Source organism: Stenotrophomonas sp. 610A2 (assembly GCF_030549615.1).
In the GTDB taxonomy this organism is placed as follows: Bacteria; Pseudomonadota; Gammaproteobacteria; order Xanthomonadales; family Xanthomonadaceae; genus Stenotrophomonas; species Stenotrophomonas pigmentata.
Genome location: NZ_CP130832.1, coordinates 1,220,968 through 1,245,279 on the forward strand (window position 1 = coordinate 1,220,968; position 24,312 = coordinate 1,245,279).

Annotated in this window: 21 protein-coding genes; 13 read left to right on the plus strand and 8 right to left on the minus strand. The window is 64.0% G+C overall.

Annotated features, from left to right (window positions below; genetic code table 11):
* Positions 1 to 11 precede the first annotated feature (11 nt).
* Positions 12 to 746 carry a peptide-methionine (S)-S-oxide reductase MsrA gene (gene msrA, locus Q5Z11_RS05440; RefSeq protein WP_303749053.1) on the plus strand — a complete coding sequence of 245 codons (735 nt, stop codon included), beginning with the start codon at positions 12 to 14 and terminating at the stop codon, positions 744 to 746.
* Positions 747 to 825: 79 nt separating this feature from the next.
* On the opposite strand, the gene Q5Z11_RS05445 is transcribed toward msrA, so the two are convergent.
* The 3 genes from Q5Z11_RS05445 to Q5Z11_RS05455 all read right to left on the minus strand — a co-directional run bounded on the left by Q5Z11_RS05445 (position 826) and on the right by Q5Z11_RS05455 (position 4,556).
* Positions 826 to 1,443 (minus strand): glutathione S-transferase family protein, encoded by a 618-nt coding sequence (locus Q5Z11_RS05445; RefSeq protein WP_303749054.1) that lies wholly within the window; start codon positions 1,441 to 1,443, stop codon positions 826 to 828.
* Between the two features lie 103 nt (positions 1,444 to 1,546).
* The gene (locus Q5Z11_RS05450; RefSeq protein WP_057629626.1) at positions 1,547 to 2,005 is read right to left on the minus strand and encodes a cell wall hydrolase; all 459 of its coding nucleotides are present in this window, start codon (positions 2,003 to 2,005) and stop codon (positions 1,547 to 1,549) included.
* A 520-nt stretch (positions 2,006 to 2,525) separates the two neighbouring features.
* Positions 2,526 to 4,556, minus strand: a complete 2,031-nt coding sequence (locus Q5Z11_RS05455; protein WP_303749055.1) for an NADPH-dependent 2,4-dienoyl-CoA reductase — start codon at positions 4,554 to 4,556, stop codon at positions 2,526 to 2,528.
* A 170-nt stretch (positions 4,557 to 4,726) separates the two neighbouring features.
* Here Q5Z11_RS05455 and Q5Z11_RS05460 point away from each other — a divergent pair, with 170 nt between their 5' ends.
* On the plus strand, positions 4,727 to 6,769 hold the full coding sequence (locus Q5Z11_RS05460; RefSeq protein WP_303749056.1) for an LTA synthase family protein: 2,043 nt from the start codon (positions 4,727 to 4,729) through the stop codon (positions 6,767 to 6,769).
* A gap of 17 nt (positions 6,770 to 6,786) precedes the next feature.
* Here Q5Z11_RS05460 and yczE read toward each other — a convergent pair whose 3' ends face one another.
* Both yczE and Q5Z11_RS05470 read right to left on the minus strand, forming a co-directional pair.
* Entirely contained in the window at positions 6,787 to 7,404 is a 618-nt protein-coding gene (gene yczE / locus Q5Z11_RS05465; protein ID WP_303749057.1) for a membrane protein YczE, read from the minus strand.
* A 93-nt stretch (positions 7,405 to 7,497) separates the two neighbouring features.
* A complete protein-coding gene (locus Q5Z11_RS05470) occupies positions 7,498 to 8,523 on the minus strand; it encodes a zinc-binding alcohol dehydrogenase family protein (protein WP_303749058.1) in 1,026 nt (341 codons plus the stop codon).
* A 382-nt stretch (positions 8,524 to 8,905) separates the two neighbouring features.
* Here Q5Z11_RS05470 and Q5Z11_RS05475 point away from each other — a divergent pair, with 382 nt between their 5' ends.
* From Q5Z11_RS05475 to Q5Z11_RS05490, 4 genes are all read left to right on the plus strand, one after another.
* Complete coding sequence (locus Q5Z11_RS05475) at positions 8,906 to 10,009, plus strand: OmpA family protein (protein WP_303749059.1); 1,104 nt, start codon at positions 8,906 to 8,908, stop codon at positions 10,007 to 10,009.
* A 203-nt stretch (positions 10,010 to 10,212) separates the two neighbouring features.
* On the plus strand, positions 10,213 to 10,710 hold the full coding sequence (locus tag Q5Z11_RS05480) for a hypothetical protein (protein WP_303749060.1): 498 nt from the start codon (positions 10,213 to 10,215) through the stop codon (positions 10,708 to 10,710).
* Positions 10,711 to 10,736: 26 nt separating this feature from the next.
* A complete protein-coding gene (locus Q5Z11_RS05485; protein ID WP_303749061.1) occupies positions 10,737 to 11,597 on the plus strand; it encodes a pseudouridine synthase in 861 nt (286 codons plus the stop codon).
* A gap of 80 nt (positions 11,598 to 11,677) precedes the next feature.
* Complete coding sequence (locus Q5Z11_RS05490) at positions 11,678 to 11,977, plus strand: hypothetical protein (protein ID WP_303749062.1); 300 nt, start codon at positions 11,678 to 11,680, stop codon at positions 11,975 to 11,977.
* A gap of 139 nt (positions 11,978 to 12,116) precedes the next feature.
* On the opposite strand, the gene kbl is transcribed toward Q5Z11_RS05490, so the two are convergent.
* Complete coding sequence (gene kbl / locus Q5Z11_RS05495) at positions 12,117 to 13,331, minus strand: glycine C-acetyltransferase (RefSeq protein ID WP_303749063.1); 1,215 nt, start codon at positions 13,329 to 13,331, stop codon at positions 12,117 to 12,119.
* A gap of 161 nt (positions 13,332 to 13,492) precedes the next feature.
* Here kbl and Q5Z11_RS05500 point away from each other — a divergent pair, with 161 nt between their 5' ends.
* The 6 genes from Q5Z11_RS05500 (at position 13,493) to Q5Z11_RS05525 (ending at position 19,675) form a co-directional block, all read left to right on the plus strand.
* Positions 13,493 to 14,920 (plus strand): OprO/OprP family phosphate-selective porin, encoded by a 1,428-nt coding sequence (locus tag Q5Z11_RS05500; protein WP_303749064.1) that lies wholly within the window; start codon positions 13,493 to 13,495, stop codon positions 14,918 to 14,920.
* 12 nt (positions 14,921 to 14,932) lie between these two features.
* A complete protein-coding gene (locus Q5Z11_RS05505; RefSeq protein ID WP_303749065.1) occupies positions 14,933 to 15,955 on the plus strand; it encodes a sulfate ABC transporter substrate-binding protein in 1,023 nt (340 codons plus the stop codon).
* A gap of 24 nt (positions 15,956 to 15,979) precedes the next feature.
* Positions 15,980 to 16,816: a sulfate ABC transporter permease subunit CysT gene (cysT, locus tag Q5Z11_RS05510; RefSeq protein ID WP_303749979.1), complete on the plus strand. Its 837-nt coding sequence runs from the start codon at positions 15,980 to 15,982 to the stop codon at positions 16,814 to 16,816.
* Entirely contained in the window at positions 16,813 to 17,754 is a 942-nt protein-coding gene (cysW, locus tag Q5Z11_RS05515; protein WP_303749066.1) for a sulfate ABC transporter permease subunit CysW, read from the plus strand. The genes cysT and cysW overlap by 4 nt, the downstream gene beginning before the upstream one ends.
* A 7-nt stretch (positions 17,755 to 17,761) precedes the next feature.
* Positions 17,762 to 18,805 (plus strand): sulfate/molybdate ABC transporter ATP-binding protein, encoded by a 1,044-nt coding sequence (locus Q5Z11_RS05520; RefSeq protein WP_303749067.1) that lies wholly within the window; start codon positions 17,762 to 17,764, stop codon positions 18,803 to 18,805.
* 120 nt (positions 18,806 to 18,925) lie between these two features.
* Positions 18,926 to 19,675 (plus strand): TorF family putative porin, encoded by a 750-nt coding sequence (locus Q5Z11_RS05525; RefSeq protein ID WP_303749068.1) that lies wholly within the window; start codon positions 18,926 to 18,928, stop codon positions 19,673 to 19,675.
* 132 nt (positions 19,676 to 19,807) lie between these two features.
* Here Q5Z11_RS05525 and tdh read toward each other — a convergent pair whose 3' ends face one another.
* Positions 19,808 to 20,842 carry an L-threonine 3-dehydrogenase gene (tdh, locus tag Q5Z11_RS05530; RefSeq protein WP_303749069.1) on the minus strand — a complete coding sequence of 345 codons (1,035 nt, stop codon included), beginning with the start codon at positions 20,840 to 20,842 and terminating at the stop codon, positions 19,808 to 19,810.
* A 135-nt stretch (positions 20,843 to 20,977) separates the two neighbouring features.
* Here tdh and Q5Z11_RS05535 point away from each other — a divergent pair, with 135 nt between their 5' ends.
* Entirely contained in the window at positions 20,978 to 23,143 is a 2,166-nt protein-coding gene (locus Q5Z11_RS05535) for a S46 family peptidase (RefSeq protein WP_303749070.1), read from the plus strand.
* Positions 23,144 to 23,356: 213 nt separating this feature from the next.
* On the opposite strand, the gene Q5Z11_RS05540 is transcribed toward Q5Z11_RS05535, so the two are convergent.
* Entirely contained in the window at positions 23,357 to 24,229 is an 873-nt protein-coding gene (locus Q5Z11_RS05540) for a type II toxin-antitoxin system RelE/ParE family toxin (RefSeq protein ID WP_303749071.1), read from the minus strand.
* Between the last annotated feature and the right edge of the window lie 83 nt (positions 24,230 to 24,312).

Here is a 24,312-nt window from a genome sequence, read left to right on the forward strand (position 1 = left end):
GGAAACAGGTGATGAAGATCGCAACGGACAAACTTGTCGCAGGCAGTATTGCAGTGGCAGTCGCAGGCCTGTTGATGCTCGCGGTGTTCAGCATGGACCGGCCAGCGATGGCTGCGCAGGCAGCGATCCGTGTGCCGGCGCCGACGGGCGCAGCTGATCTGCACCAGGCTGGCGTCAAGCAGGCGCGGGTGGTGTTCGCCGGTGGCTGCTTCTGGGGCGTGCAGGGCGTGTTCCAGCACATCAAGGGCGTGGACAACGCGGTATCCGGTTACATCGGCGGCAGTGCGGCTGATGCCACCTATGCGCGGGTCAGCAGTGGCGGCAGCGGCCATGCCGAAGCAGTGCAGGTCAGCTACGACCCGTCGCAGGTCAGCTATGGCCAGTTGCTGCAGGTGTTCTTCTCGGTGGTGCATGATCCGACCCAGCTCAACCGGCAGGGACCGGACCACGGCAGCCAGTACCGTTCGGCGATCTATGCCGATGATGCCGCGCAGCGTGACGCCGCACGTGCCTATGTCGCGCAGCTGCGGCGCAGTGCGGTATTCACCGCGCCCGTGGTGACGCGGATCGAAGGCGGCAAGGTCTTCCATGCGGCCGAGGGCTATCACCAGAACTACCTGACCCTGAATCCGGAGTCGGCTTACATCCGCATCAACGACCTGCCCAAGGTCGCTGCGCTGAAGCAGCAGTATCCAACGCTGTATCGCGAGCGGCCGCGCCTGGTGATGAGCTTGTCGGCGCGATAACCGGCGCGAGCGCAGCAAATGAAACGGGCCGCCAGTCAGATGACAGGCGGCCCGTTGCGTTCAAGCGTGAAGCGGTGGATCAGCTCAGGCCTTCAGCCTTGAGCGCGGCCTGCACCGCCGGATCGGCCTGCATGCGCTGCTCGAAGCGGTCCAGTGCGTCCATGCCGGCCAGGTCGATCTTCAGTCCACGCGCCCAGCGCAGGGTCACGTAGGTGTAGGCATCGGCGATGCTGGCGCGCGGCGTGCCCCCCAGCCAGTCGACGTCGGCCAGGCGATCATTGATGCGCTGGTACAGGCCGCTGAGCTTGGCGCGGGCGTTGTCCTGGGTGCGGGTGATCACCGCTTCGTCTTCCAGGTACTTGGTCGCGCCGAAGATCGGGTAATAGGTCGGATGCACGTCGGCATTGACGAAGGACAGCCAGCGATTGACCTCGGCGCGGGTGCGCGGGTCGCTGCCGCCTTCAAGACCTGCAGCCGGTGCCTTGTCGCAGATGTAGTGCAGGATGGCCGCGTTCTGGGTCAGCACCCAGCCACCGTCTTCCAGCACCGGCACGGCGCCGGCCGGGTTCATCTTCAGGTATTCGGGCGACTTCATCGTGGCGTAGTCCACGATCTGCAGCTCGAACGGCAGGCCCGACCAGATCAACGCGATATGGTCGGCCAGCGAACAGGCGCCGGGCTTGGTATAGAGCTTCATCAGGGCTACCTCGGGAGTGAAAAGACCCGGGCATTATGGCCATATGCGCGTTAAGCGGCGTGGCCATGGATGGCACAGACAGTGCGCCACATGTTCAGCTTGCTCAGGAGGCGCGCGGCTTCAGCGACTGCACCTTATAGAAGGTGTGCCCGCCGATGGTTGCCACCTGGTAGGCATTGCGCCAGCTCGGGCTTGCAATCGCATGCGCGGCGAAGTGGCTGGCACCTGGGACGATTTCCTTGCGCTGGCCATTGGGCAGGGCCCAATTGCGCTCGGCGGCAAAGGCCACGTCGACGGCTTCGGCCCAAGCATCGTTGTTGCGCAGCTGGGTGCCGGGAGCGACCAGGGTCGGGGCGAACTGCTTGCGTGCGGTCACCACCTGGCACATCGAGTCACCCCACAGACCGCTGTCCAGCCGCCGCAGGGCGACTTCGGCCACGGCCTGCTGGCCGCGAAGGGTCTGGTCGCGTGCTTCCAGGTACACCGTCGTGCTCAGGCACAACGAATCGGCTGCTGGCTGCGGCAACATCTGCGACAACCAAAGAATCCAAGCCAGTTTCATAAATCTCCTTGCTCCGTGTGGGCCGCGGCCTGCCTGTTCCCACTCGGGAACCAGGCAACGTACGACTTGGCGTTATGGGGAGGCGGCCGTGGCATCGGGGCCGCCCCGTGGGCAGCCCTCAATGCGATTGGGGAGAGCTGCGCCTGCTCACCGGAACTGGTGGGTGAGCGGAAGTTGGCGCAAGGTAGGGGGCGAACACCAAACCCATCCTGAACGCTCTTTGTTGACATTCAGGTTTATTGCAAGAGCTGTTTTGGTGCCGGGTACGCGTATTCAGATTTTTTCGGGCACACCGGAGGCGTGATTCGAGGTCACGCCGATGCGCTGCTCAAAGCCGAAATAAGTGGGATTTGCATCGCATTTTTAAGGCGATTTGCAGCCATTTCCGATAGCCCGGGTAAGGGAAGCGCACCCGGGATTCGCTGTGTTGATGTCTCTGCTGTTGTCTGGTGAATCTTCCCGGGTGCGCTGCGCTTACCCGGGCTACGACTGTGTTGTCCAAAAGAGCTGGGCTTTTGTCTCAAAGTGCTGCGGCGATGCGGCTGCCTTGATCGATTGCCCGTTTGGCATCGAGTTCGGCAGCGACATCCGCGCCACCGATGATGTGCACGCTGCGGCCGGCCGCCTGCAGTGCATCGGCCAGCTCACGGCGTGGTTCCTGGCCCGCACAGATCACCACGGTGCCGACGTCGAGCAACTGCTCCTGGCCGTCCACGCGGATGCGCAGGCCGGCATCGTCCACGCCGAGGTACTCCACGCCGCCAAGCATCTTCACGCCTTTGGCCTTGAGGGTGGCACGGTGGATCCAGCCGGTGGTCTTGCCGAGCTTGGCACCCGGTTTGCCGGGGCTGCGCTGCAGCAGCCAGACCTTGCGTGCGGGTGGCTCGGGCTGTGGTTTGGCCAGCGCGCCGCGGCTCTCGAAGCTGGCGTCCACGCCCCATTCGGCCATCCAGCGGGTCGGGTCCAGCGCAGGCGAGGGGCCTTCATGCACCAGGAACTCGCCGACGTCGAAGCCGATGCCGCCAGCGCCGATGATGGCCACCTTGTCGGCCGCCTTGACCCGGCCGAGCAGGACATCCAGATAGCTGACCACCATCGGATGATCGGCGCCGGGGAAGGCAACCTTGCGCGGGCTGATGCCGGTGGCGATCACCACCTCGTCGAAGCCGTTCAAGGCCTCGGCATCGGCGTGGGTGTTCAAGCGCACATCGACCCCGGTTTCCACCAAGTGGTGGCGGAAATAACGCAGGGTCTCGTGGAATTCCTCCTTGCCGGGGATGCGTTTGGCCACGTTGAACTGGCCTCCGATCTCAGCGGCTGAATCAAACAGGCTCACCTTGTGGCCGCGGCTGGCGGCGACGGTGGCGCAGGCCAGGCCTGCTGGGCCGGCACCGACCACCGCTACACGCTTGGCGGTTCTGGTCGGCTGGTAGACCAGTTCAGTCTCGTGCGCGGCACGCGGATTGACCAGGCAGCTGGCGCGCTTCTGCTGGAATACGTGGTCCAGGCAGGCCTGGTTGCAGGCGATGCAGGTATTGATCGCTTCGGGCTTGCCGGCCTTGGCCTTGGCCGGCCACTGCGGATCGGCCAGCAACGGCCGCGCCAGCGACACCATGTCGGCGCCACCACTGGTGAGGATGCCCTCGGCCACGTCCGGCATGTTGATGCGGTTGGTGGCGATCAGTGGAATGCCGACATGCGGCTTGAGCTTGGCGGTTACCCCGGCAAACGCCGCGCGCGGTACCGAGGTGGCGATGGTCGGGATGCGCGCCTCGTGCCAGCCGATGCCGGAGTTGAGCAGGGTCGCACCGGCTGCCTCGATGGCCTTGGCCTGCTGCACGATCTCCTCCCAGTTGCTGCCGTCCTCGACCAGATCCACCAGTGACAGCCGGTAGATGATGATGAAGTCAGGACCGCAGGCTTCGCGGATGCGGCGCACGATCTCCACTGCAAAGCGCATGCGCTTGGCCGCGTCACCGCCCCAGGCGTCGTTACGGCCGTTGGTGCGCGGGGCGATGAACTCGTTGATCAGATAGCCTTCCGAGCCCATCACCTCGACGCCGTCGTAACCGGCATCACGTGCGTACTTGGCGGCGCGGGCGTAGTCGGCGATATGCCGCTCGACGCCGCCGGCAGACAGCGCGCGTGGGGTGAACGGGTTGATCGGCGCCTTGCGCTTGGACGGGGCCACCTGCAAGGGGTGATAGCCGTAGCGGCCTGCGTGCAGCAGTTGCAGGCAGATCTTCGCGCCATGGCCGTGGACTGCGGCAGTCACCTGGCGATGGCGGCTGACTTCCCAGGGCCAGGACAACTTGCTGCCGAAGGGCGTCAGCCAACCAACGACATTGGGGGCGAAGCCGCCGGTGACCAGCAGCGCCGCGCCACCGGCCGCGCGCTCACCGAAGTAGGCAGCCAACTTCGGGAAGTCGCGGGCGTGGTCCTCCAGCCCGGTATGCATCGAGCCCATCAGGATGCGATTGCGCAGCTGGGTGAAGCCCAGGTCCAGCGGGGCAAACAGGTGCGGATAGGCGGTGTCGTTGGCTGGCGTCATGCTGGATACGCTTGCGTATGGAATGGCCCATTCTGACTGGCAATCGGTCCGGCCTCAATCCTTCCTCCTGCTGTCGGGGCTGCACCTATCCCAAAAGGATTACGCCGTCATTACAATGCGCGGCCCCCGCCCAGCAACGGACTGACTGTCGTGGAAGCTCCATGCCTGTAATGCCTTCTTCTGTTATTCCCACAAAACGCGTTACGCGCCTGTTTCCCCAACTGTGGATGCTGGTCGCTGGCATGGTTGTGCTCGGCGGGCTGGCCCGCCTGTTCATGTGGTGGGATTACGCAGGCAGCGAACGCGGCCTGACATTGCTATGGACGGCCATGTGGCAGGGAATGCGCTATGACATGGTGGCCGGCGCAGTCGCTGCCGGTCTGATCGGCTTGTTGACGGTCCCGGTGTGGCTGACGGGACGGCGTGAAACCGCGGTGCGGCTGGCGCAGCGTCTGTTGCTGGCATTGTTGCTGCTGTTCGTCCTGCTTTCGCTGTGCGAACACTTCTATTACGCGTTCTATAAGACGCGCTTTGATCCCATCGTGTTCGGTATGTTCGAAGACGACACCGGGGCGATCCTGGACACCGTCTGGGATGACTATCCGGTGATCCGCGGTGTTGTGGGTCTGCTGCTGGCTGGTGGCGTGTTGCACTGGTGCATTCCGCGCGCTGGTGACTGGCTCGCCCAGCGTTGGCCGCGCGCTTCGGGCGCATGGGCGCGCACGCTGTTGCTTGTGCTGCAATGTGTGCTGCTCGTTCTGCTGGCGCGCGGCAGCGTAGGCAGCTTTCCGTTGATCAGGCGTGATGTGACCGTCTCGACGGACCCCTTCGTCAATGCCTTGGTGCTGAATGCGCCGCTGACGCTTTACCGCGCAGCACGAACACGCGCCAAGGAAACCGACTTCGGGGATGACCCCCTGGTTGGCGTGCGCAGTAATGGATTCACCGATCTGGCAGAAGCCGCCAAGCTCGCTGGGCTGCCTTCCGCGGATCCACAGCTGCTGCAGGCGGCGCTGTTCCCGATCGCACCCGGCCAACCACGCAGCTTGGCGCAGTCACCACATGTGGTGCTGGGCTTGATGGAATCGTTTGGGCAGGACCTGCTGTACACCGATGACCCGCACAACGACATGCTCGGCCGCCTGCGCGCCGAGCTGCCCACCGGCCACCGCTTCGAAAACTTCATCGCTGGGCAGAACGGCACCCATCCGACGCTGGAGAACCTGATCCTGGGCACGCCGATAACCCCGCTCGCTCTGGGTCGCAACGCGCGGCTGGCGTTTGATACCTCGGCGGCCCTGCCATTCAAGCGCGCCGGCTATCGCACCGTGTTCATTTACGGTGGTGGCAGCGATTGGCGCGAGATTGGCACGGCGCTTCCAAATCAGGGCTTTGACAAGGTGTACGACGCGCGCGATATCAAACAGCGTTTTGCGCAGGCCACTGGCACCGAGTGGGGCCTGTATGACAGCTGGTTGTTCCGCTTCGCGCAGACCGTGTTGAGCGAGGCCGATGCCCGTGGCGAGCGCGTGTTCATGGTGTTGCTGACCACCAGCAATCATCCACCGCATGCCTTGGATACGCCGCGTCGCCAATACCCCTTGGATCCGGCAGCCCTCGGTCCGCGCGCTCTGGCTGATACAGCCGAGCTACGGCGGATGCTGGCGACCTATCAATACCAGGCTGACGAGCTGGGCGGTTTCCTGCAGCAGCTGCGCGAGCAGCCGCTGGGCGAGCGGACCCTGGTGGCGATGGCCGGCGACCACAACCTGCGTTCGCATTACCGCTATGACCTGCCCGCAGAGCAGGTCGACGTGGACCGCGTGTTTGCCTGGCTGCGGATTCCGCCGGCATTCGCACCGGCCGACAGCGCGCCGGATACCCGCGCATTTGCCGGCCATGGCGACCTGCTGCCGACCTTGGTGGAGCTGGCCTTGCCTGGCCAGCGCTACTTCGCCACCGGCCGTAATCTCTGGCAGCCTGCACCCAACGGCGGGGAGGCCTTGGCGCAGTTCGACCGCATGTATACCCCAGCCGGTTTGTTGCTGCCTTTGGAAGCACCGCGGCTGCATCGCTGGGTTGATTCGCGCCATGTGCAGATGCAGGGAGAGGCGCCGGATGCGATCAGCGCGGCGCGGGCACGGCAGGCTGCGGCGTGGGTGGCCTTGCGTGATTGGCACATCCGCCAGCAGGTTGCGCGCAGTCGTCGCTGACTGCGCAACTGCCCGGATCAAGCGGCGGGTGAGGGCGCCGCTGGTCGCGGTTGGCGATCAAACAAGGGCAGGGTGAGGCCGCACAGCGGCCCGATCAGCAGGGCGAACGCCAGCGTGCCCCAACCGACATTGCCACCCAGCCACCAACCCACCGCCAGTGCGCTGGCTTCAATCAGGGTGCGGACCTTCCAGATCGCCCAGCCGGTACGCGCATGCAGGCCGGTCATCAGGCCGTCGCGTGGGCCTGGCCCGAAGCGGGCACCAATATAGAGGCCGGTGGCCACCGCCAGCAGGAGCAGCCCTGCGGCGAACAGCAGCACTTGCCACAGCAGGCCCTCAGCGGCCGGCAGCAGATTCAGGCCCAATTGTGCGCTGGGGCCGATCAACAGCACATTGAGCACCGTCCCCAGCCCGGGTTTCTGCCGTATCGGCAGCCACATCAGCAGCACGCAGACGCCGACCAGATTGGTGACCAGGCCGAAGCCCAGGCCACTGCGCAGGGAAATGCCCTGGCTCAGGACATCCCAAGGGGCGATGCCGATGCCGGCACGGATCATCAGGGAAGAGGCGATACCAAACAGGAACAGGCCCAGCAGCAACTGCAGCAGGCGCGATACGAACGTCAGGGAAGGCATGGTCGGGGGATCAGCAGGCTGCGTATTGGGCAAGCAGATGTGAAAAGGCGTTGCGCCACGCTGGCGTGGCGCAACGTACTGCCGGCGGGGTACTCAGTCCCAGCCTTCCAGCGCCAGTTTGCCGATGGTGCTGCCGGCCTCCAGCTGACGGTGGGCCTGGCGCAGGTTGCCGGCATTGATGCTGCCCAGCCGCTGGCTCAAGGTGGTACGCAGCTCGCCGGCGTCGATCAGGCTGGCCGCACGGGTCAGGATGCGGTGCTGCTCGATCATGTCGGCGGTACGGAAGCGAGCGCGGGCAAACATGAATTCCCAATGGATGCCGATGCACTTGGCTTTGTAAGGGTCACCAATCCGAAGTTCGGTGGCCGGCTCGACGATCAGCCCGACGTGCCCCTGCGGCGCCAGCAGTTCACCCAGCTGCTGCCAGTACAGATCGGTATTGGCGAGATTGAGTGCTGCATCCACCGTAGTGATGCCCAGGGCCTGCAGCTGGGGCGCCAGCGGTTGCCGATGGTCGATGACGTGGGCTGCACCCATCTGCTGGCACCACTGCACGCTCTCCGGACGCGAGGCGGTGGCGATCACGGTGAAACCGGCATGTTGTCCAAGCTGGATGGCCATCGAGCCAACGCCACCGGCGCCGCCAATCACCAGCAAGGTCTTGCCGACATGGCGGCGGCCATCCAGTTGATAGGGCATGCGCTGGAATAGCAGTTCCCAGGCCGTGAGCGTGGTCAGCGGCAGCGCGGCGGCTTCAGCGAAGTCCAGGGTGGTCGGTTTGCGGCCGACCAGGCGTTCATCCACCAGCTGCAGCTGCGCGTTGCAGCCAGGGCGGGTCACGTCGCCTGCGTAATAGACCTCGTCACCTACTTCAAAGGCGGTTACCTCCGGGCCAACCGCGACCACGGTGCCGGCGGCGTCAAATCCCAGGACACGGGGGGGATTTTCTTCGCCAAGTTTGGGGCCGCGCAGTTTGGCGTCCACTGGATTGACGGAAACCGCCTGAACCTGAATCAACAGGTCCTGGCCCTGCGGAGCAGCGGGTACGGGCAGGGTCAAATCCAACAGTGCGTCGGGGTCATCGATGGCAAGGTAACGGGTCAGGCCGATTGCTTTCATGCGGAAAAGTTCCGTGGCGGGGGAGCAAAATCATCATACCGAGCAAACGGTTCAGCTGGCGGTAACTGGCGGTGCAAGCCCTGTTTATTAAGGGTTTGTCATATAAAACCAGCTGCGCTGCAGCATTCTCCCCGGAAGCCTTGCGATAGCTGACTCTTGCGTCCTTTGACCAAGCTGTATACGTTGCGCCAAGCCGGACACGTAGAGGTCTGGCGGTCGCCTCATTTGTTACGAGGCTGTTAACATCGCCTTCACGGCCAAGCGCATAATGTGCACCGCGATGGCGTGAGGAAACGGCCGTCTCTGAACGCGACGAAGAATATCGCTGTGCTGGACCATGCCTCTACCGGTTTCATACCCCCGAAACAAGGAGCTGTATTTCATGAACAAGAAGATCCTTACTGCCGCGCTGCTCGGTGGTCTGGCTTTCGCCCAGGCCGCTTCGGCACAGGAATTTGACGACCGCTGGTACCTGACCGGTTCGGCCGGCTTCAACTTCCAGGACGGCGATCGTGGCACCAACGACGCTCCGTTCGCCACGCTGGGTCTGGGCAAGTTCATCAGCCCGAACTGGTCGCTGGACGGTGAACTGAACTATCAGAACCCGAACTTCGAGAGCAACCAGGACCAGAACTGGTCGCAGTACGGCGTTTCGCTGGACCTGCGTCGCCACTTCATCCAGGAAGGCCGTGGCTGGAACCCGTACCTGCTCGCAGGCCTGGGTTACCAGAAGTCGGAAGAAGAATACCTGTCCGGCGCTGAGCTGAAGGATCGCAAGGACGGCAACCTGGCTGCCAAGGTCGGCGTTGGTCTGCAGACCACGTTCGAAAAGCGCGTCGCCGTGCGTGCTGAACTGGCTTACCGCGCTGACTTCGACGACCAGAGCATTGCTCCGCGCGCCGATGGCGGCAAGGAACAGGATTGGTTCGGCGACGTGCTGGCTTCGGTCGGCGTCGTGATCCCGCTGGGCCCGGCTCCGGTCGCTGCTGTTGCTCCGGCACCGGCTCCGGTTGCTCCGAGCTGCGCAGACCTGGATGACGACGGTGACGGCGTCAACAACTGCGACGACAAGTGCCCGACCTCGCAGCCTGGCCAGACCATTGGTCCGGACGGTTGCCCGGTGCCGGTCTCGATCGATCTGAAGGGCGTCAACTTCGATTTCGACAAGGCCACCCTGCGTCCGGACGCCGTGTCGATCCTGAGCGAAGCCTCCGAGATCCTGAAGCGTTACCCGGATCTGCGCGTTGAAGTTGCCGGTCACACCGACTCGAAGGGTACCGACGCTTACAACCAGAAGCTGTCCGAGCGTCGCGCCAAGGCTGTGTACGACTACCTGACCACCAATGGTGTGTCGGCGTCGCGCCTGCAGGGCCCGATCGGCTACGGCGAGAGCCGTCCGATTGCTCCGAACACCAATGCTGATGGTTCGGACAACCCGGAAGGTCGCGCAAAGAACCGTCGTACCGAGCTGAACGTCCAGAACTAATCGGACGCTTCGGTTTCAGTACTTCGGTATGAGAGCAAGGCCCGGCATCTGCCGGGCCTTGTTTTTTTTTTAATGCCTGTGGCGTTTTCAACGCGTGATTTGTGTGACGCCGGCAGGTAATCGCGGCTTGTGCGCATTTAACGGTTGAAAGCACTGCGGGTGCTGCCTACACTCGCCGCGTTATCTTGCCGAATGGAAATCCGATGCTGCGTATCGCTCTGGCTGGTCTTGTCGCCTTGGCATTTGTGCCTGCCGCCCATGCAGCCGTGGACTGTTCGGCCAGTGCCGTGACGCCGGCACCGCTGGCTACGTCGCTGATCGCCCCGGTTGCCTCGGAACTGTATGTGCGTCCGGGTCAGCTGGGCATGCCGTCGGGCGTGTTGAGCTCGGGTGGCGGTGATGAGCAGTCGCTCGATCGCGTGCTGATGCGTCTGCGTGTTGAGAGCTGCAACAACGTGGCCAATGCCATCCCGGCGCGCCCGGCGATCAATGCCAACGATCCGGCCGCCTACAAGCCGCAGACCGAGTTCGACAATACGCCGTGGCGTTTTGACATGAGCCAGAACGGCAAGCGCATGACCGCCGAAGAATTCGATGCCTGGATGAAGGCGCGCGGCGTACGCGTGGTCAAGGCACGTCCGGCCGCAACCGATCCGGCCGCAGCACCGGCTGCCGCGCAGCCTGCTGCCGAGGTCAAGTAAGGCGGCAACCGCCGCTTGCAGACCTGATGGCGTCGTCCAAGCCTCCGCATCATCCGCACGCCCGCCGCGCAACGCCCGGCGGGCGTTTGCTTTCGCGTGCGCCCAACGGCACCACGCGTGCTGCCAAGGCCGCTCCGGCAGGTATCCGCCATGGTCTGGCGCGGGTGTTGTCCAAGGCTGGTGTGTGTTCGCGTACCGAAGCCGCACGGCGGGTGCTTGATGGCCGCGTCAGCGTCGATGGCAAGGTGGTGCGGGACCCGGAGTTCCCGGTCGTCGCTGGGCGTCAGCAGGTATTGCTGGACGAACAACCGCTGACAGCTGCAAAGCGCCTGTATCTGGCCCTGAACAAGCCGCGCGGCCTGGTGACCACGGTGCAGGACGAACAGGGCCGTGACACGGTTTACCAGTGCTTTGAAGACGCAGGCCTGCCGTGGATGGCGCCGGTTGGGCGCTTGGACAAGGCCAGCGAAGGTCTGTTGTTCTTCAGCAATGATCCGGAATGGGCGGCGCGCCTCACCGAGCCCAGCACAGGCCCATTGAAAACCTATCGGGTACAGGTGGATGCTGTGCCCGACGCAGCGGTGCTTGAGCGCATGCAAGCCGGTATCGAGGACGAAGGTGAGCACCTGGCGGCGCATTCGGTACAGCTGCTGCGCCATGGCGAACGCACTGCATGGCTGGAGGTGGTGCTGGACGAGGGCCGTAATCGCCATATCCGGCGCCTGCTCAAGGCCTTGGGTCTGGACGTGCTGCGTTTGATGCGGGTTGCGATCGGGCCGGTACAGCTGGGCGAGCTGGGCAAGGGGCAATGGCGCGAGCTGAGCGTGGCGGAGCTGAATGCGCTGCAGGCTGCCAGCAAATCACTGCACGCCAGCGTGAATGACTAATTTCAATAAATTCATATAAATAGCTGCACTTGCTCAGATGCTGGATTAGACTGCGACTCTAATTACCTGAGGTTATTGCCATGCAAGCTCTTTCCCGCCTCTCTGGCATCGTTCTCGTGGCGACTTCGGTTGCGGTGTTGGCTGGTTGTGCGTCCTCGGGCAAGAAGACCGCGAAGAGTGAGGACAAGCCGATCGAAGTGCGGGTGGAAGCACCGCTGGCCGAGAAAGATTCGTTGGGCAATTACCGTTTCATGATGCAGCAGGGCGAGCAGAAGATGAGCGCCGATCAGTTCGATGCCTGGATGAAGGCCAATGGCATCCGCGTTGCCAAGGGTGCAGGCGCGCCGGCGGCGGCAGCCGCACCGGCCAAGAAGAACTGAGAGCAGCAGCTGTAGTGCCGAGCCATGCTCGGCAAGGGGCTTCACCGGTAAGGCCTCTGCCGAGCATGGCTCGGCACTACAAAATGCAAACAGGCGCCTTTCGGCGCCTGTTTTGTTTTCAAGCCAAGGGCAACAACACTCAGCCCTTGATCACGCCCAGCTCAAGACCAATCCGGGTGAAGGCATCGATTGCGCGGTCCAGGTGGGCGCGGCTGTGCGCGGCGCTGATCTGGGTGCGGATGCGGGCCTGCCCCTTCGGCACCACCGGGAAGAAGAAGCCGATCGCATAGATGCCTTCTTCCAGCAGACGCTGGGCGAACTTCTGCGCCAGCGGTGCGTCGTACAGCATCACCGGGCTGATCGGATGCACGCCGGGCTTCACGTCGAAACCGGCGGCGGTCATCTTCTCGCGGAAGTAAGCGGTGTTCTCGCGCAGCGTTTCACGCAGGTCATCGGCGGCAGCCAACATCTCGAACGCCTTGATGCCGGCGGCAACCACATGCGGCGGCAGCGAGTTGGAGAACAGGTAGGGGCGCGAGCGCTGGCGCAGCAGTTCGATGACCTCGGCGCTGGCGCAGGTGAAACCGCCCAGTGCGCCGCCCATGGCCTTGCCCAGGGTGCCGGTGATGATGTCGATCTTGTCGAGCACACCCTTCACTTCGGCCGAGCCGCGGCCGGTGGCGCCGAGGAAGCCGGTGGCATGGCATTCGTCGATATGCACCAGCGCGTTGTACTTCTTCGCCAGCGCGGTGATTTCATCGAGTGGGGCGATGAAGCCGTCCATCGAGAACACGCCGTCGGTGGTGATCAGCTTGGTCTTGCAGCCAGCGGCATCAGCGGCCTGCAGCTGCGCTTCCAGATCGGCCATGTCGCAGTTGGCGTAGCGGAAACGCTTGGCCTTGCACAGGCGCACGCCATCGATGATGGAGGCGTGGTTCAGTGCGTCGGAGATGATCGCGTCGTTCTCGCCGAGCAGCGGCTCGAACAGGCCGCCGTTGGCGTCGAAGCAGGCGGCGTAGAGGATGGTGTCGTCCTTGCCGAAGAACCCGGCAATCTGCTTTTCCAGCTGCTTGTGCAGGTCCTGGGTGCCGCAGATGAAGCGCACCGAGGCCATGCCGAAGCCGTGCGTGTCCAGTGCGTCCTTGGCCGCCTGGATCAGGTCCGGGTGGTCGGCCAGGCCCAGGTAGTTGTTGGCACAGAAATTCAGCACCGTGCGGCCGTCGTCGAGGGTGATCTCGGCCGACTGCGGGCTGGTGATGATGCGTTCGGACTTGAACAGCCCCTGCGCGCGGATGGCGTCCAGTTCCTCGGCGTAGTGCCGGGTCAGCGGGGAGATGTTCGCGGTTTCGGTCATGGCAGGGTCTTGCGGTCAAGTGGAACGCCAATTTTAGCCTTCCCGGTGTCCCGGCGCTGTCGTCATGCGCAAAGGCTATAAGCGCGGCGGCCTAAGTCATTTCTCGCTGGCCGGTGTGCGCCCGCAGCATCGTCATCACACCCACCCAACAGGAGACGCCGATGACCGCCATACGCCCCCCATTCACCCTGCCGACCAGGAAGCTGTTGTCTCTAAGCCTGGCCCTGGCGGCGTGTGGGGCGGGGTCATCGGCGCAGGCGCAGCAACTCACCGTCGAGCAGTTGCAGGAGCGCCTGCAGCGATTGGAGCGGCTGGCCGGGGTCAGTGATGGCGGAAACGAAGGGATAGGCCTGGCTGATCTGGACCAGCGCCTGCGCATCCTTGAGCGTCGCCTTGAGCTTGGGGAAGAAGAGCGCGTTGCCGCCGCCAAGGCCGCGCCGAAGATAAGCGTCGACCAGAAGGGGGCTTCGTTCAAATCCGGCGACGGCGCTTACGAGTTGAAGCTGCGCGGCCTGCTGCAGGGCGATGCCCGCGTCTTCCTGGGCGGCGATGCCAACCAGAACGACACCTTCCTGCTGCGCACCGCTCGGCCGACCCTGGAAGGCTCGCTGGGCAAGCTGGTCGCCTACCGCTTCACGCCGGAGTTCGCCGGTGACAGCGCCAGCATCGTCGATGCCTATGCCGATCTGCGTTTCGATCCTGCGTATACGGTGCGGGTTGGCAAGTTCACCTCGCCGGTTGGCCTGGAGCGTCTGCAGTCATCGTCGGCACTGGTTGATGTCGAGCGCGCGCTGGCCAGCGAGTTGGCACCGAATCGCGACCTGGGCGTGCAGTTGCAGGGCGAAGTGGCCAAGGGCAAGTTCAGCTACGCGCTGGGCGTGTTCAACGGCACCGTCGATGGCCGCGATGCGGTTACCAGCAATCCGGATGACGACTTCGAATACGCAGGCCGCGTGTTCTTCGAACCGCTCAAGGGCAGTGACAGCGCATGGGCGGGATTGGGCTTCGGCCTGGGTGCGAGCACCGGTGAAAAGCATGGCAGCGGCAATAACTACCTGCCGCGTTATCGCACGCCCGGTCAGGCCACGTTCTTTGCTTACCGCAGCGCTGTGGTGGCTGATGGCGAGCACCGCCGCTGGTCGCCGCAGGGCTGGTTCTACCGCAACGGCTTGGGCCTGCAGGCCGAGTACATCGCTTCGGAACAGGAGGTCGCGCGCAATGGCATCCGCAAGCAGTTGGACAACCGCGCCTGGCAGGCAACCGCCAGCTATGTGCTGACCGGTGAGGATGCGAGCTACCGCGGGGTGACGCCTTCGCGTCCGTTCGGTGCAAACGGTGGGCACGGTGCGGTGGAGCTGACCGCACGCTACGGCGAGCTGCAGATCGATGATGCCGCCTTCCCGCTCTATGCCGATCCGACGGTATCGGCCTCGCAGGTCCGCTCGTGGACGGTAGGTGCCAACTGGTACCTGACCGCCAATCTGAAGTTGGCGACCAATTACCTGCACAGCAGTTTTGATGCGGCTTCCGCTGGCGCGAAGTTGCCTGATGAAAAAGCTGTTTTCTCGCGCCTGCAAGTTTCCTTCTGACGGAGAGCCCCGATGACGCATTCCCATGTTTCACGCCTTGCAACCGCAGCATTGGCGTTCGCCTTGACCTTGAGTGCCGGCGCCACGTTTGCGCGTGATGTCCAACTGCTCAATGTTTCCTATGACCCGACCCGCGAGTTGTACCGCGACTTCAACGCCGCCTTCGCCAAACACTGGAAGGAAACCAAGGGCGACAACGTCACCATCGAGACCTCGCACGGCGGCTCCGGCAAGCAGGCGCGCACGGTGATCGATGGCATTGAAGCCGACGTCGTCACCTTGGCCCTGGCCTATGACGTGGATGCCATCGCCGACAAGGCCAAGCTGCTGCCCGCCAACTGGGAAACCCGCCTGCCGGAAAACAGTGCGCCCTACACCTCGACCATTGTGTTCCTGGTGCGCAAGGGTAACCCCAAGGCCATCCGCGATTGGCCCGACCTGCTGCGCAGCGGCGTGTCGGTGGTGACGCCGAATCCGAAGACCTCCGGTGGCGCACGCTGGAACTATCTCGCAGCCTGGGCGTATGCCGACCACATCTTCAAGGGTGACCGCGACAAGATCCTGAACTACATGCGCGCGCTGTTCCGCAATGTGCCGGTGCTTGATACCGGTGCGCGCGGCGCCACCACTACCTTCGTCCAGCGCGGTATCGGCGATGTGTTGCTGGCCTGGGAGAACGAGGCCTTCCTCGCCCAGGAAGAGCTGGGCCCGGACAAGTTCGAGATCGTGGTGCCGAAGTTGTCGATCCTGGCCGAACCGTCGGTAGCGCTGCTGGATCGCAACGTCGACCGCCACGGCACCCGCGATGTCGCCCAGGCCTACCTGCAATACCTGTACTCGCCGGAAGGCCAGCGCATCGCCGCGCGTCACTACTACCGTCCGCGCTCACCGCAATACGCCGCACCGGCTGACGTTGCCCGCTTCCCGCAGGTGCAGCTGGTCACCATCCGCAGCGCCTTCGGTTCGTGGGGCAGGGCGCAGGCCGAGCACTTCGCAGATGGCGGCGTCTTCGATCAGATCCAGGCGAGCAAGTAGGCCGTGTCAGCAACAGCACAAACACTGCAAACACGTGTGCGAAGCCAACGCCGGGTACTCCCCGGCTTTGGTCTTGGTATGGGCATCACCTTGCTCTGGTTGGGGCTGATCGTCCTGATCCCATTGCTTGGCGTGTTCCTGAAAGCCGCAGGGCTGGGCCTGGGCGGCATCTGGCAGATATGGACCGAACCGCGCGTGCTGGCCGCGCTGCGGCTGAGCTTCGGCACCGCGTTCGCGGCGGCCGCGTTCAACACGGTGATGGGGACGTGGGTAGCGTGGGTATTCGTGCGCTATAACTTCCCCGGCCGACGCCTGTTCGACGCGATGATCGATCTGCCGTTCGCCTTGCCCACCGCGGTGGCTGGCATCGCCTTGACCGCGCTGTATGGCGGCCAGGGCTGGATCGGGCAGTGGCTGGAGCCGTTGGGCATCAAGGTCGCCTACACGCCGCTGGGCATCGTGGTGGCCTTGGTGTTTGTTGGCCTGCCGTTCGTGGTGCGCATCGTGCAACCGGTATTGGCCGAAGCCGAGCGTGAGTTCGAGGAAGCGTCGGCCACGCTCGGCGCCACGCGTTTTCAGACCATCGTGCGGGTAGTGCTGCCCAGCCTGTGGCCGGCCATGCTGACCGGCTTTGCGTTGGCGTTCGCGCGTGGCGTGGGTGAGTACGGCTCGGTGATCTTCATTGCCGGCAACATGCCCAGCGTCACCGAGATCGCGCCGTTGCTGATCACCATCCGTCTGGAGGAGTTTGATTACGCTGGTGCCACGGCGATTGCAGCTGCGATGTTGTTGCTGTCATTCGTGCTGTTGTTGCTGGTCAACACGCTGCAGGCGCGTCTGCAGGGCAGGGGCGCACGATGAACGAGTTGTTGTCGGAGTTGCCGGTGAGCCTGGAGCGCAGCGAACGAGTAGCCAAGCCGCAGCAGGTAACCAGCGAACCGCGCTGGGTACAGGTATTGCTGATTCTTGGCGCATTGGGGTTTCTGCTGTCGTTCCTGTTGCTACCGCTGGTGCTGGTGTTCGTCGAAGCACTGCGTGGCGGTGTGCTGGCGTTCTGGAATGCGATCAGCGATCCGGACGCTTTGTCGGCGATACGCCTCACTCTCTTGGTGACGGCAATAGTCGTGCCCTTGAACCTGGTGTTCGGCGTCGCTGCGGCGTGGGTGGTGAGCAAGCATAGCTTCCCGGGCAAGCGCTGGTTGGTGACGCTGATCGACCTGCCGTTCTCGGTATCGCCGGTGGTGGCGGGTCTGGTCTTCATCCTGTTGTTCGGCCGCGATGGTTGGTTCTGGCCGTTGATCGAGGATGGGCTGCGCCTGCACCTGCCGGTGCTCGGCGAAACCCTGTTGCAGCTGCCGCGCATCGTGTTTGCGATCCCCGGCATCGTGCTGGCAACGGTGTTCGTCACCTTTCCCTTCATCGCGCGCGAACTGATGCCCTTGATGGAGCAGCAGGGCAGTGACGAAGAACTGGCGGCACTGACCCTGGGTGCAAATGCCTGGCAGATGTTCTGGAAGGTGACCTTGCCGAACATCCGTTGGGGCCTGCTGTACGGCGTGCTGTTGTGCAGTGCGCGGGCGATGGGCGAGTTCGGCGCGGTGTCGGTGGTATCCGGGCATATCCGCGGCCGCACCAATACGCTGCCGCTGCACGTGGAGATTCTCTACAACGAATACGCCTACAGCGCCGCCTTTGCCTGCGCCTCGCTGCTGGCTGCCACTGCCTTGCTGACGCTGGTGGTGAAATCTTTCCTGGAGTGGCGCCACGGTCAGTCGTTGGCCGCCGCCCACCGTCATTGAGGTCACGATGAACATCCGCATACACAACCTGGGCAAGCAGTTCGGTACGTTCCCTGCGCTGGATGGCGTGAGCCTGGATATCCGCAGTGGCGAGTTGCTGGCCTTGCTGGGGCCTTCCGGCTCGGGCAAGACCACCTTGTTGCGCGCATTGGCCGGACTGGAGCATCCCGAACGTGGCGAGATCCTGTTCGATGGTGAGGACGCTACGGGTTTGAGCGTGCAGGCGCGCCGCGCTGGTTTCGTGTTCCAGCACTACGCCTTGTTCAAGCATCTGGACGTGCGCCGCAATATCGCCTTCGGGCTGGAAGTGCGGCGCGGTGCAGAGCGCTGGCCGAAGGCGCGCATCGATGCGAAGGTTGATGAGTTGCTGGCGCTGGTGCAGCTCGATGGGCTGGGCGGGCGCTACCCGGCGCAGCTGTCCGGCGGCCAACGGCAGCGCGTGGCGCTGGCCCGCGCGCTGGCCATCGAGCCGCGCGTGCTGTTGCTGGACGAGCCCTTCGGCGCGCTGGATGCACAGGTACGCCGTGACCTGCGCCGTTGGCTGCGTGAGCTGCACGACCGCACCGGGCTGACCACGGTCTTCGTCACCCACGATCAGGAAGAGGCGCTGGAGCTGGCAGATCGGGTTGCCATCCTCAACCGTGGCCGCATCGAGCAGGTGGGCACGCCGGGCGAGGTCTATGACCAACCGGCATCGCCGTTCGTCTATGGCTTCGTCGGTGAGGCCAACCGGCTGCCGGCCCGCGCGCAGGGGCAGACGCTGGAAGTGGCCGGGGCGCTGTGGCCACGCACGGCCTCGGTGCCGGAAGGCGAGGCGCTGGAGGTGTTCGTCAGGCCTGAAGACCTGGTGGTCGAAGCCGATGGCCATTGGCAGGCGACGGTCGGGCTGGTGCAGCGCAGTGGCCCGCGGCAACGCCTGCGCGCGCGCCTGGCTGGCGCAACTACCGATCTGGAAGTGGAGTTGCCGGCCGATGCGCCGGCCTATGCGGCAGGACAGTCGATCCGGCTCGGAGCCCGTCGTTACGGGGTCTTTCCGGCAGCCGCGGGCTGAATAGGGCAGGGCTGGGTGGCTGGGGTGAAATAGATGTTGCATCGCAATATAATTGCGGTTAAATATTTGTGAATCGGGATGCGGTCGATCCCGGTGCCCCCACTTCCTGGAGAGATCTGCATGATGCACAACAAGCGTCTTGTCGCCGTGGCCTGCGCCGCCCTGTTGTCCGTTCCGTTTGCCGTCAGCGCCCAGGAGAGTGAGGAGTCTTCCTCTCCGTTCAGCGCCACCTTCGGCGTGACCACCGATTACGTGTTCCGTGGTGTCTCGCAGACCGACAACGAGCCGGCTTTCCAGGCGGGCGCCACCTACACCGCACCGTTCGGCCTGTATGCCACCGTGTGGGGTTCCAACGTCGATTTCGGCGAAGGCGGCCCGAACTTCGAAGTCGACTACAACATCGGCTGGAGCAAGGACCTGTCCGACAGCTGGAACCTGGATCTGGGCGTCAACCGCTACACCTACACCAGCGCTTCCAGCGGCTACGGTGACATCGACTACAACGAATACCTGGCCAAGGTGACCTGGACCGGTCCGGTGGTCGTCAGCGGCCTGCTGGGCTACGCCGACGATTACAGCAACAGCGGCGCCGAGCAGATCTATGCCGGCCTGGACGCGAGCTACGAGATCGGCAACGGTTTCTCGGTCGGTGCATCGGCGGGTTACACCACGATCAAGGCCGACAGCAACGAATGGCCGCGTCGTTCGGATTACTTCGATGGCTCGGTGTCGGTGTCCAAGGGCTTCGGCCCGGCAACCGCAACCCTGGGTTACTACGACACCTTCGGTTCGGATGCTTCCGACCTGCGCCGCGGTTCGGATACCTACAAGCCGGGCGTGGTGTTCAGCGTCTCGGTCGACGTGCCCTGATCCAAGCGTGATGCAAAAAGAAAAAGGCGCCGAAAGGCGCCTTTTTCCGTAGTGCCGACCCACGGTCGGCAATGGGCATTACCGGTGACGTCAATGCCGACCATGGGTCGGCACTACCGATTCCGCCTGAGCTCAATTCCAGCTCAGCACAACCTTGCCGGCCTTGCCCTGTTCCATCAGGTCAAAACCTTCCTGGAAGCGATCCACCGGCAGCTGGTGGGTCATCACCTTGCCCAGCGGGAAGCCGCCCAGTACCAGCTGGGTCATCTTGTACCAGGTCTCGTACATCTTGCGGCCGTAGATGCCCTGCACGGTAAGGCCCTTGAAAATGATCTTGTCCCAATCGCAACCAGCGCCCTTGGGCATGATGCCGAGCATGGCGATCTTGCCGCCGTGGTACATGCAGTCGAGCATGTCGTTGAAGGCGCGCGGGTTGCCGCTCATTTCCAGGCCCACGTCGAAGCCCTCCATGTGCAGCTCGGCCATCACGTCCTTCAGCGACTGGTTGGCGACGTTGACCACGCGGGTGGCGCCCATGTCAGCTGCCAGCTTCAGGCGGAAATCATTGACGTCGGTGACCACCACGTTGCGTGCACCGATGTGCTTGCAGATGCCGGCGGCGATGATGCCGATCGGGCCGGCACCGGTGATCAGCACGTCTTCGCCGATCACGTCGAACTCCAGCGCGCAATGCGCGGCATTGCCGTAGGGATCGAAGAACGCGGCCAGCTCGGACGGGATCTGGTCCGGGATCGGCCACAGGTTGGTGGCCGGCATCACCATGTACTCGGCGAAGGCGCCGTTGACGTTGACGCCGATACCGACGGTGTTCGGGCACAGGTGCTGGCGGCCGCCACGGCAGTTGCGGCAATGGCCGCAGACGATGTGGCCTTCGGCCGAGACGCGCTGGCCGATTTCATAGCCGGTCACGCCCGGGCCGATCTCGGCGATGCGGCCGACAAACTCGTGGCCGATGGTCAGGCCCGGCTTGATGGTGCGCTGGCTCCACTCGTCCCACAGGTAGATGTGCAGGTCGGTGCCACAGATGGCGGTCTTCTCAAGCTTGATCAGCACCTGGTTCGGGCCCGGCGTAGGCACCGGCACCTCTTCCATCCAGATGCCCTTGGTCGCTTCGCGCTTCACCAGCGCCTTCATCGTCTGTGCCATTGCAGGAGACCGCAGTGTGAGGAAAGAAGGCGATTATAAGCTTTCAGGCGTAACCGCCCTGTACTGACCGATGGCAGGGGAGGATGACAGTTGCAACGGCTACAATCGGCCCTTCCAAACTTTCGGAATAGCGTAATGCGCGTGAATTTTCTTGCGTTTTCCATCCTTGCTGGCCTGGGCCTGGCGCAGACCGCGCACGCCGCTGAAGGCATGTGGGTGCCGCAGCAGCTGCCGGAGATTGCCGGCCCGCTGAAGCAGGCCGGCTTGAAGCTGGACCCGCAGCAGCTGGCCAACCTGACCGGCGACCCGATGGGCGCGGTGGTTGCGCTGGGCGGCTGCACCGCCAGCTTCGTTTCGCCGCAGGGCCTGGTGGTGACCAATCACCATTGCGCCTACGGCTCGATCCAGCTGAACTCCACCGCCGAGAAGAACCTGATCAAGGACGGCTTCAACGCGCCGACCCTGAAGGACGAGCTGAGCGCTGGCCCGAACGCGCGCATCTACGTGCTGGACGACATCACCGACGTTACCGCACAGGCCAAGGCCGCCATCGCTGGCGCCGGCAATGATCCGCTCAAGCGCACCCAAGCGCTGGAAGCCTTCGAGAAGCAGGCCATCGCCGCTTGCGAAACCGACGACGCCTACAGCTGCACCCTCTATAGCTTCTCCGGCGGCAACACCTACCGCCTGTTCAAGAACATGGAAATCAAGGACGTGCGCCTGGCCTATGCGCCCCCGGGCAGCGTCGGCAAGTTCGGCGGTGACGTCGACAACTGGATGTGGCCGCGCCACACCGGCGATTTCTCGTTCTACCGCGCCTATGTCGGCAAGGACGGCAAGCCGGCCGCCTTCGCCGCCGACAATGTGCCGTACCAGCCCAAGCATTGGCTGAAGCTGGCCAACCAGCCGCTGGGCGAGGGTGATTTCGTGATGGTGGCCGGCTACCCGGGCCGCACCGACCGTTATGCGCTGGTCAGCGAGTTCGAGAACACCTCCACCTGGACCTACCCGTCGATCGCCAAGGCCTACAAGGACCAGATCGCGATGGTCGAAGCGGCCAGCAAGGACAACCCGGACATCGCGGTGAAGTACGCGTCCAACATGGCCAGCTGGAACAACACCAGCAAGAACTACGACGGTCAGCTGGACGGCTTCAAGCGCAACAACGTGCTCGGCCAGAAGCAGGCGGCGGAAACCGCAGTGCTGGAATGGCTGCGTGGCCAGGGCGCTGCCGGCAAGCCGGCGCTGGATGCGTTCGCACAGCTGCAGACGCTGGGCCAGCAGTCGCGTGCCAATCAGGCGCGTGACCTGAACCTGGCGATGCTCAACCGTACCGGCACCCTGGGCACCGCCGTGCGCCTGTACCGCCTGGCCATTGAAAAGGCCAAGCCGGACGCGCAGCGCGAAGAGGGTTACCAGGAACGCGATCTGCCGACCATCGAAGGCGGCCTGAAGCAGATGGACCGCCGCTACGTGCCAGCCATGGACCGTCAGTTCCAGCAGTACTGGCTGCAGCAGTACGTGCAGCTGCCGGCCGGCCAGCACCTGTCGGCCTTCGACAAGTGGATTGGCGGCGTCGACGCCAAGGCGGTTGATGCAACCGTCGCGCGTCTGGACGGCTCCAAGCTGGGCAGCCTGGACGAGCGCTTGAAGTGGTTCGGCGCCGACAAGGCCGCGTTCGAAGCGAGCAATGATCCGGCCATCCAGTACGCCGTGGCAGTGATGCCGGCGCTGCTGGAGCTGGAGCACCAGCGCAAGCTGCGCATGGGCGAGGAACTGGTGGCACGTCCGCTGTTCCTGCAGGCCATTGCCGACTACAAGAAGACCAAGGGTGAGTTCGTTTACCCGGACGCCAACCTGTCGCTGCGCATCACCTTCGGCAACGTGAAGGGTTACACCGGCCTGGACGGCAAGGTGCAGGAAGCCTTCACCGACCTGGAAGGCATCGTCGCCAAGGAAACCGGCAAGGACCCGTTCGATTCGCCGCAGGCGCTGATCGATGCGGTCAAGGCCAAGCGTTACGGCGGCTTCGAGGACAAGCGTATCGGCAGCGTGCCGGTGAACTTCCTGTCCGATCTGGACATCACTGGCGGCAACTCCGGCTCGCCGGTGCTGGACGCGCACGGTCGCCTGGTCGGCCTGGCGTTTGACGGCATCTGGGAATCGGTCGCCAGCAACTGGGTGTTCGACCCGGTGATGACCCGCATGATCTCGGTCGACGAGCGTTACATGCGCTGGATCATGCAGGAAGTGGCGCCGGCGCCGCAGCTGCTGAAGGAAATGGACGCCGCCTCGAAGTAAGTTCGAGTTGCGTGGTTCAAGCAGAAGCCCGGACGGGAAACCGTCCGGGTTTTTCTTTTGCCCCCTCCCTTTCGCGCAGCGAAGGGGAGGGCTGCGGAGGGGTAAGCTTTTGGCTGGCCGATGCAGCCGATGCCTGGCGACTGTAGTGCCGAGCCATGCTCGGCAAGGGCTCTACCGGTGAAGCCTCTGCCGAGCATGGCTCGGCACTACAGTTCAGCGGTACGGGCCGGGCCCGCGCCACAGCAGTTCGCCGTAGCGGTAGACATACATCACGATCACGAACTGGCGCGCATCGCCGATGTCCTGCAGCTCGGGCGAGCCGGCCTGCAGCATCCGGCACTTGCTGGAGCCGCGGCGCAATGCAACCTCGGCCGGGCAGACCATCAGATAGGTCGTGCCGGGCAGCGGAATCGAGAGTTCCTTCTTGCCATTCACTTCCTTGGCCCCGTCCATCCAGGCGCGCAGTTTTTCCTCGCTGAGCAGGTCATAAATGATCTGGTAACCGCCCACTTCCATGGCCGGTGCGCCGGCACTCCTGTCCACGCTCCTGCCGCTGTCATTGCCCTGGCCGGCGGAGCGACCGTAATCGTCCTGCGCGGTGGTCCTGTCCAACGAGCCGGGCGGGCGTCCGGTCCAGGTCTGCGGACGTCGCGGCACGGATTCCGACGGGCTGGCCGCCGCCGCTGGCGTGGCCGGAGTCTGGGCGACTTCCTGGGTCTTGGTTTCTTCCTGCTCCGGTTCGCTCGGTGGCTCGATGTAACGGGCTTCCGGTACCGGCTTGCGCTCCTCGCTGCGCCGCTGCGTGGTCGGCTTGGTTTGCGAGCGGGTGGTCTTGTTGGGTTTGTCCTTTGGCGGCACCTTGCTCTGCTCGGTGGACGGCGGTGCCTCGCCAACAAAATCGACCTTGGTCCGGCCGCCGCCAGAGGAGCCCTGCGGCGAGGAAACCACCGGCGGATTGGAGTAAAGCAGGAGCAGCAACATCAGCAGATGCAGCAGCACGGTGACCAGCACCGCGAACCAAGGGTCGCGGCGTTCATGCCAGAGCTTGAGATTGAACGGCTTTGGAGAAGTGGGGGTGCTGGTCATGCCGCGTTTGGGGCCTGGAGGTTGCTGCCCTTGTGCGGAAGTCACACCGTGCCACCGATAGGGAACCGGCATGGTAACGCCTG

Coding starts and splice junctions, on each gene's coding strand:
- msrA (WP_303749053.1), top strand. CDS start 12: ATGAAGATCGCAACGGACAAACTTGTCGCAGGCAGTATTGCAGTGGCA.
- Q5Z11_RS05445 (WP_303749054.1), bottom strand. CDS start 1,443: ATGAAGCTCTATACCAAGCCCGGCGCCTGTTCGCTGGCCGACCATATC.
- Q5Z11_RS05450 (WP_057629626.1), bottom strand. CDS start 2,005: ATGAAACTGGCTTGGATTCTTTGGTTGTCGCAGATGTTGCCGCAGCCA.
- Q5Z11_RS05455 (WP_303749055.1), bottom strand. CDS start 4,556: ATGACGCCAGCCAACGACACCGCCTATCCGCACCTGTTTGCCCCGCTG.
- Q5Z11_RS05460 (WP_303749056.1), top strand. CDS start 4,727: ATGCCTTCTTCTGTTATTCCCACAAAACGCGTTACGCGCCTGTTTCCC.
- yczE (WP_303749057.1), bottom strand. CDS start 7,404: ATGCCTTCCCTGACGTTCGTATCGCGCCTGCTGCAGTTGCTGCTGGGC.
- Q5Z11_RS05470 (WP_303749058.1), bottom strand. CDS start 8,523: ATGAAAGCAATCGGCCTGACCCGTTACCTTGCCATCGATGACCCCGAC.
- Q5Z11_RS05475 (WP_303749059.1), top strand. CDS start 8,906: ATGAACAAGAAGATCCTTACTGCCGCGCTGCTCGGTGGTCTGGCTTTC.
- Q5Z11_RS05480 (WP_303749060.1), top strand. CDS start 10,213: ATGCTGCGTATCGCTCTGGCTGGTCTTGTCGCCTTGGCATTTGTGCCT.
- Q5Z11_RS05485 (WP_303749061.1), top strand. CDS start 10,737: ATGGCGTCGTCCAAGCCTCCGCATCATCCGCACGCCCGCCGCGCAACG.
- Q5Z11_RS05490 (WP_303749062.1), top strand. CDS start 11,678: ATGCAAGCTCTTTCCCGCCTCTCTGGCATCGTTCTCGTGGCGACTTCG.
- kbl (WP_303749063.1), bottom strand. CDS start 13,331: ATGACCGAAACCGCGAACATCTCCCCGCTGACCCGGCACTACGCCGAG.
- Q5Z11_RS05500 (WP_303749064.1), top strand. CDS start 13,493: ATGACCGCCATACGCCCCCCATTCACCCTGCCGACCAGGAAGCTGTTG.
- Q5Z11_RS05505 (WP_303749065.1), top strand. CDS start 14,933: ATGACGCATTCCCATGTTTCACGCCTTGCAACCGCAGCATTGGCGTTC.
- cysW (WP_303749066.1), top strand. CDS start 16,813: ATGAACGAGTTGTTGTCGGAGTTGCCGGTGAGCCTGGAGCGCAGCGAA.
- Q5Z11_RS05520 (WP_303749067.1), top strand. CDS start 17,762: ATGAACATCCGCATACACAACCTGGGCAAGCAGTTCGGTACGTTCCCT.
- Q5Z11_RS05525 (WP_303749068.1), top strand. CDS start 18,926: ATGATGCACAACAAGCGTCTTGTCGCCGTGGCCTGCGCCGCCCTGTTG.
- tdh (WP_303749069.1), bottom strand. CDS start 20,842: ATGGCACAGACGATGAAGGCGCTGGTGAAGCGCGAAGCGACCAAGGGC.
- Q5Z11_RS05535 (WP_303749070.1), top strand. CDS start 20,978: ATGCGCGTGAATTTTCTTGCGTTTTCCATCCTTGCTGGCCTGGGCCTG.
- Q5Z11_RS05540 (WP_303749071.1), bottom strand. CDS start 24,229: ATGACCAGCACCCCCACTTCTCCAAAGCCGTTCAATCTCAAGCTCTGG.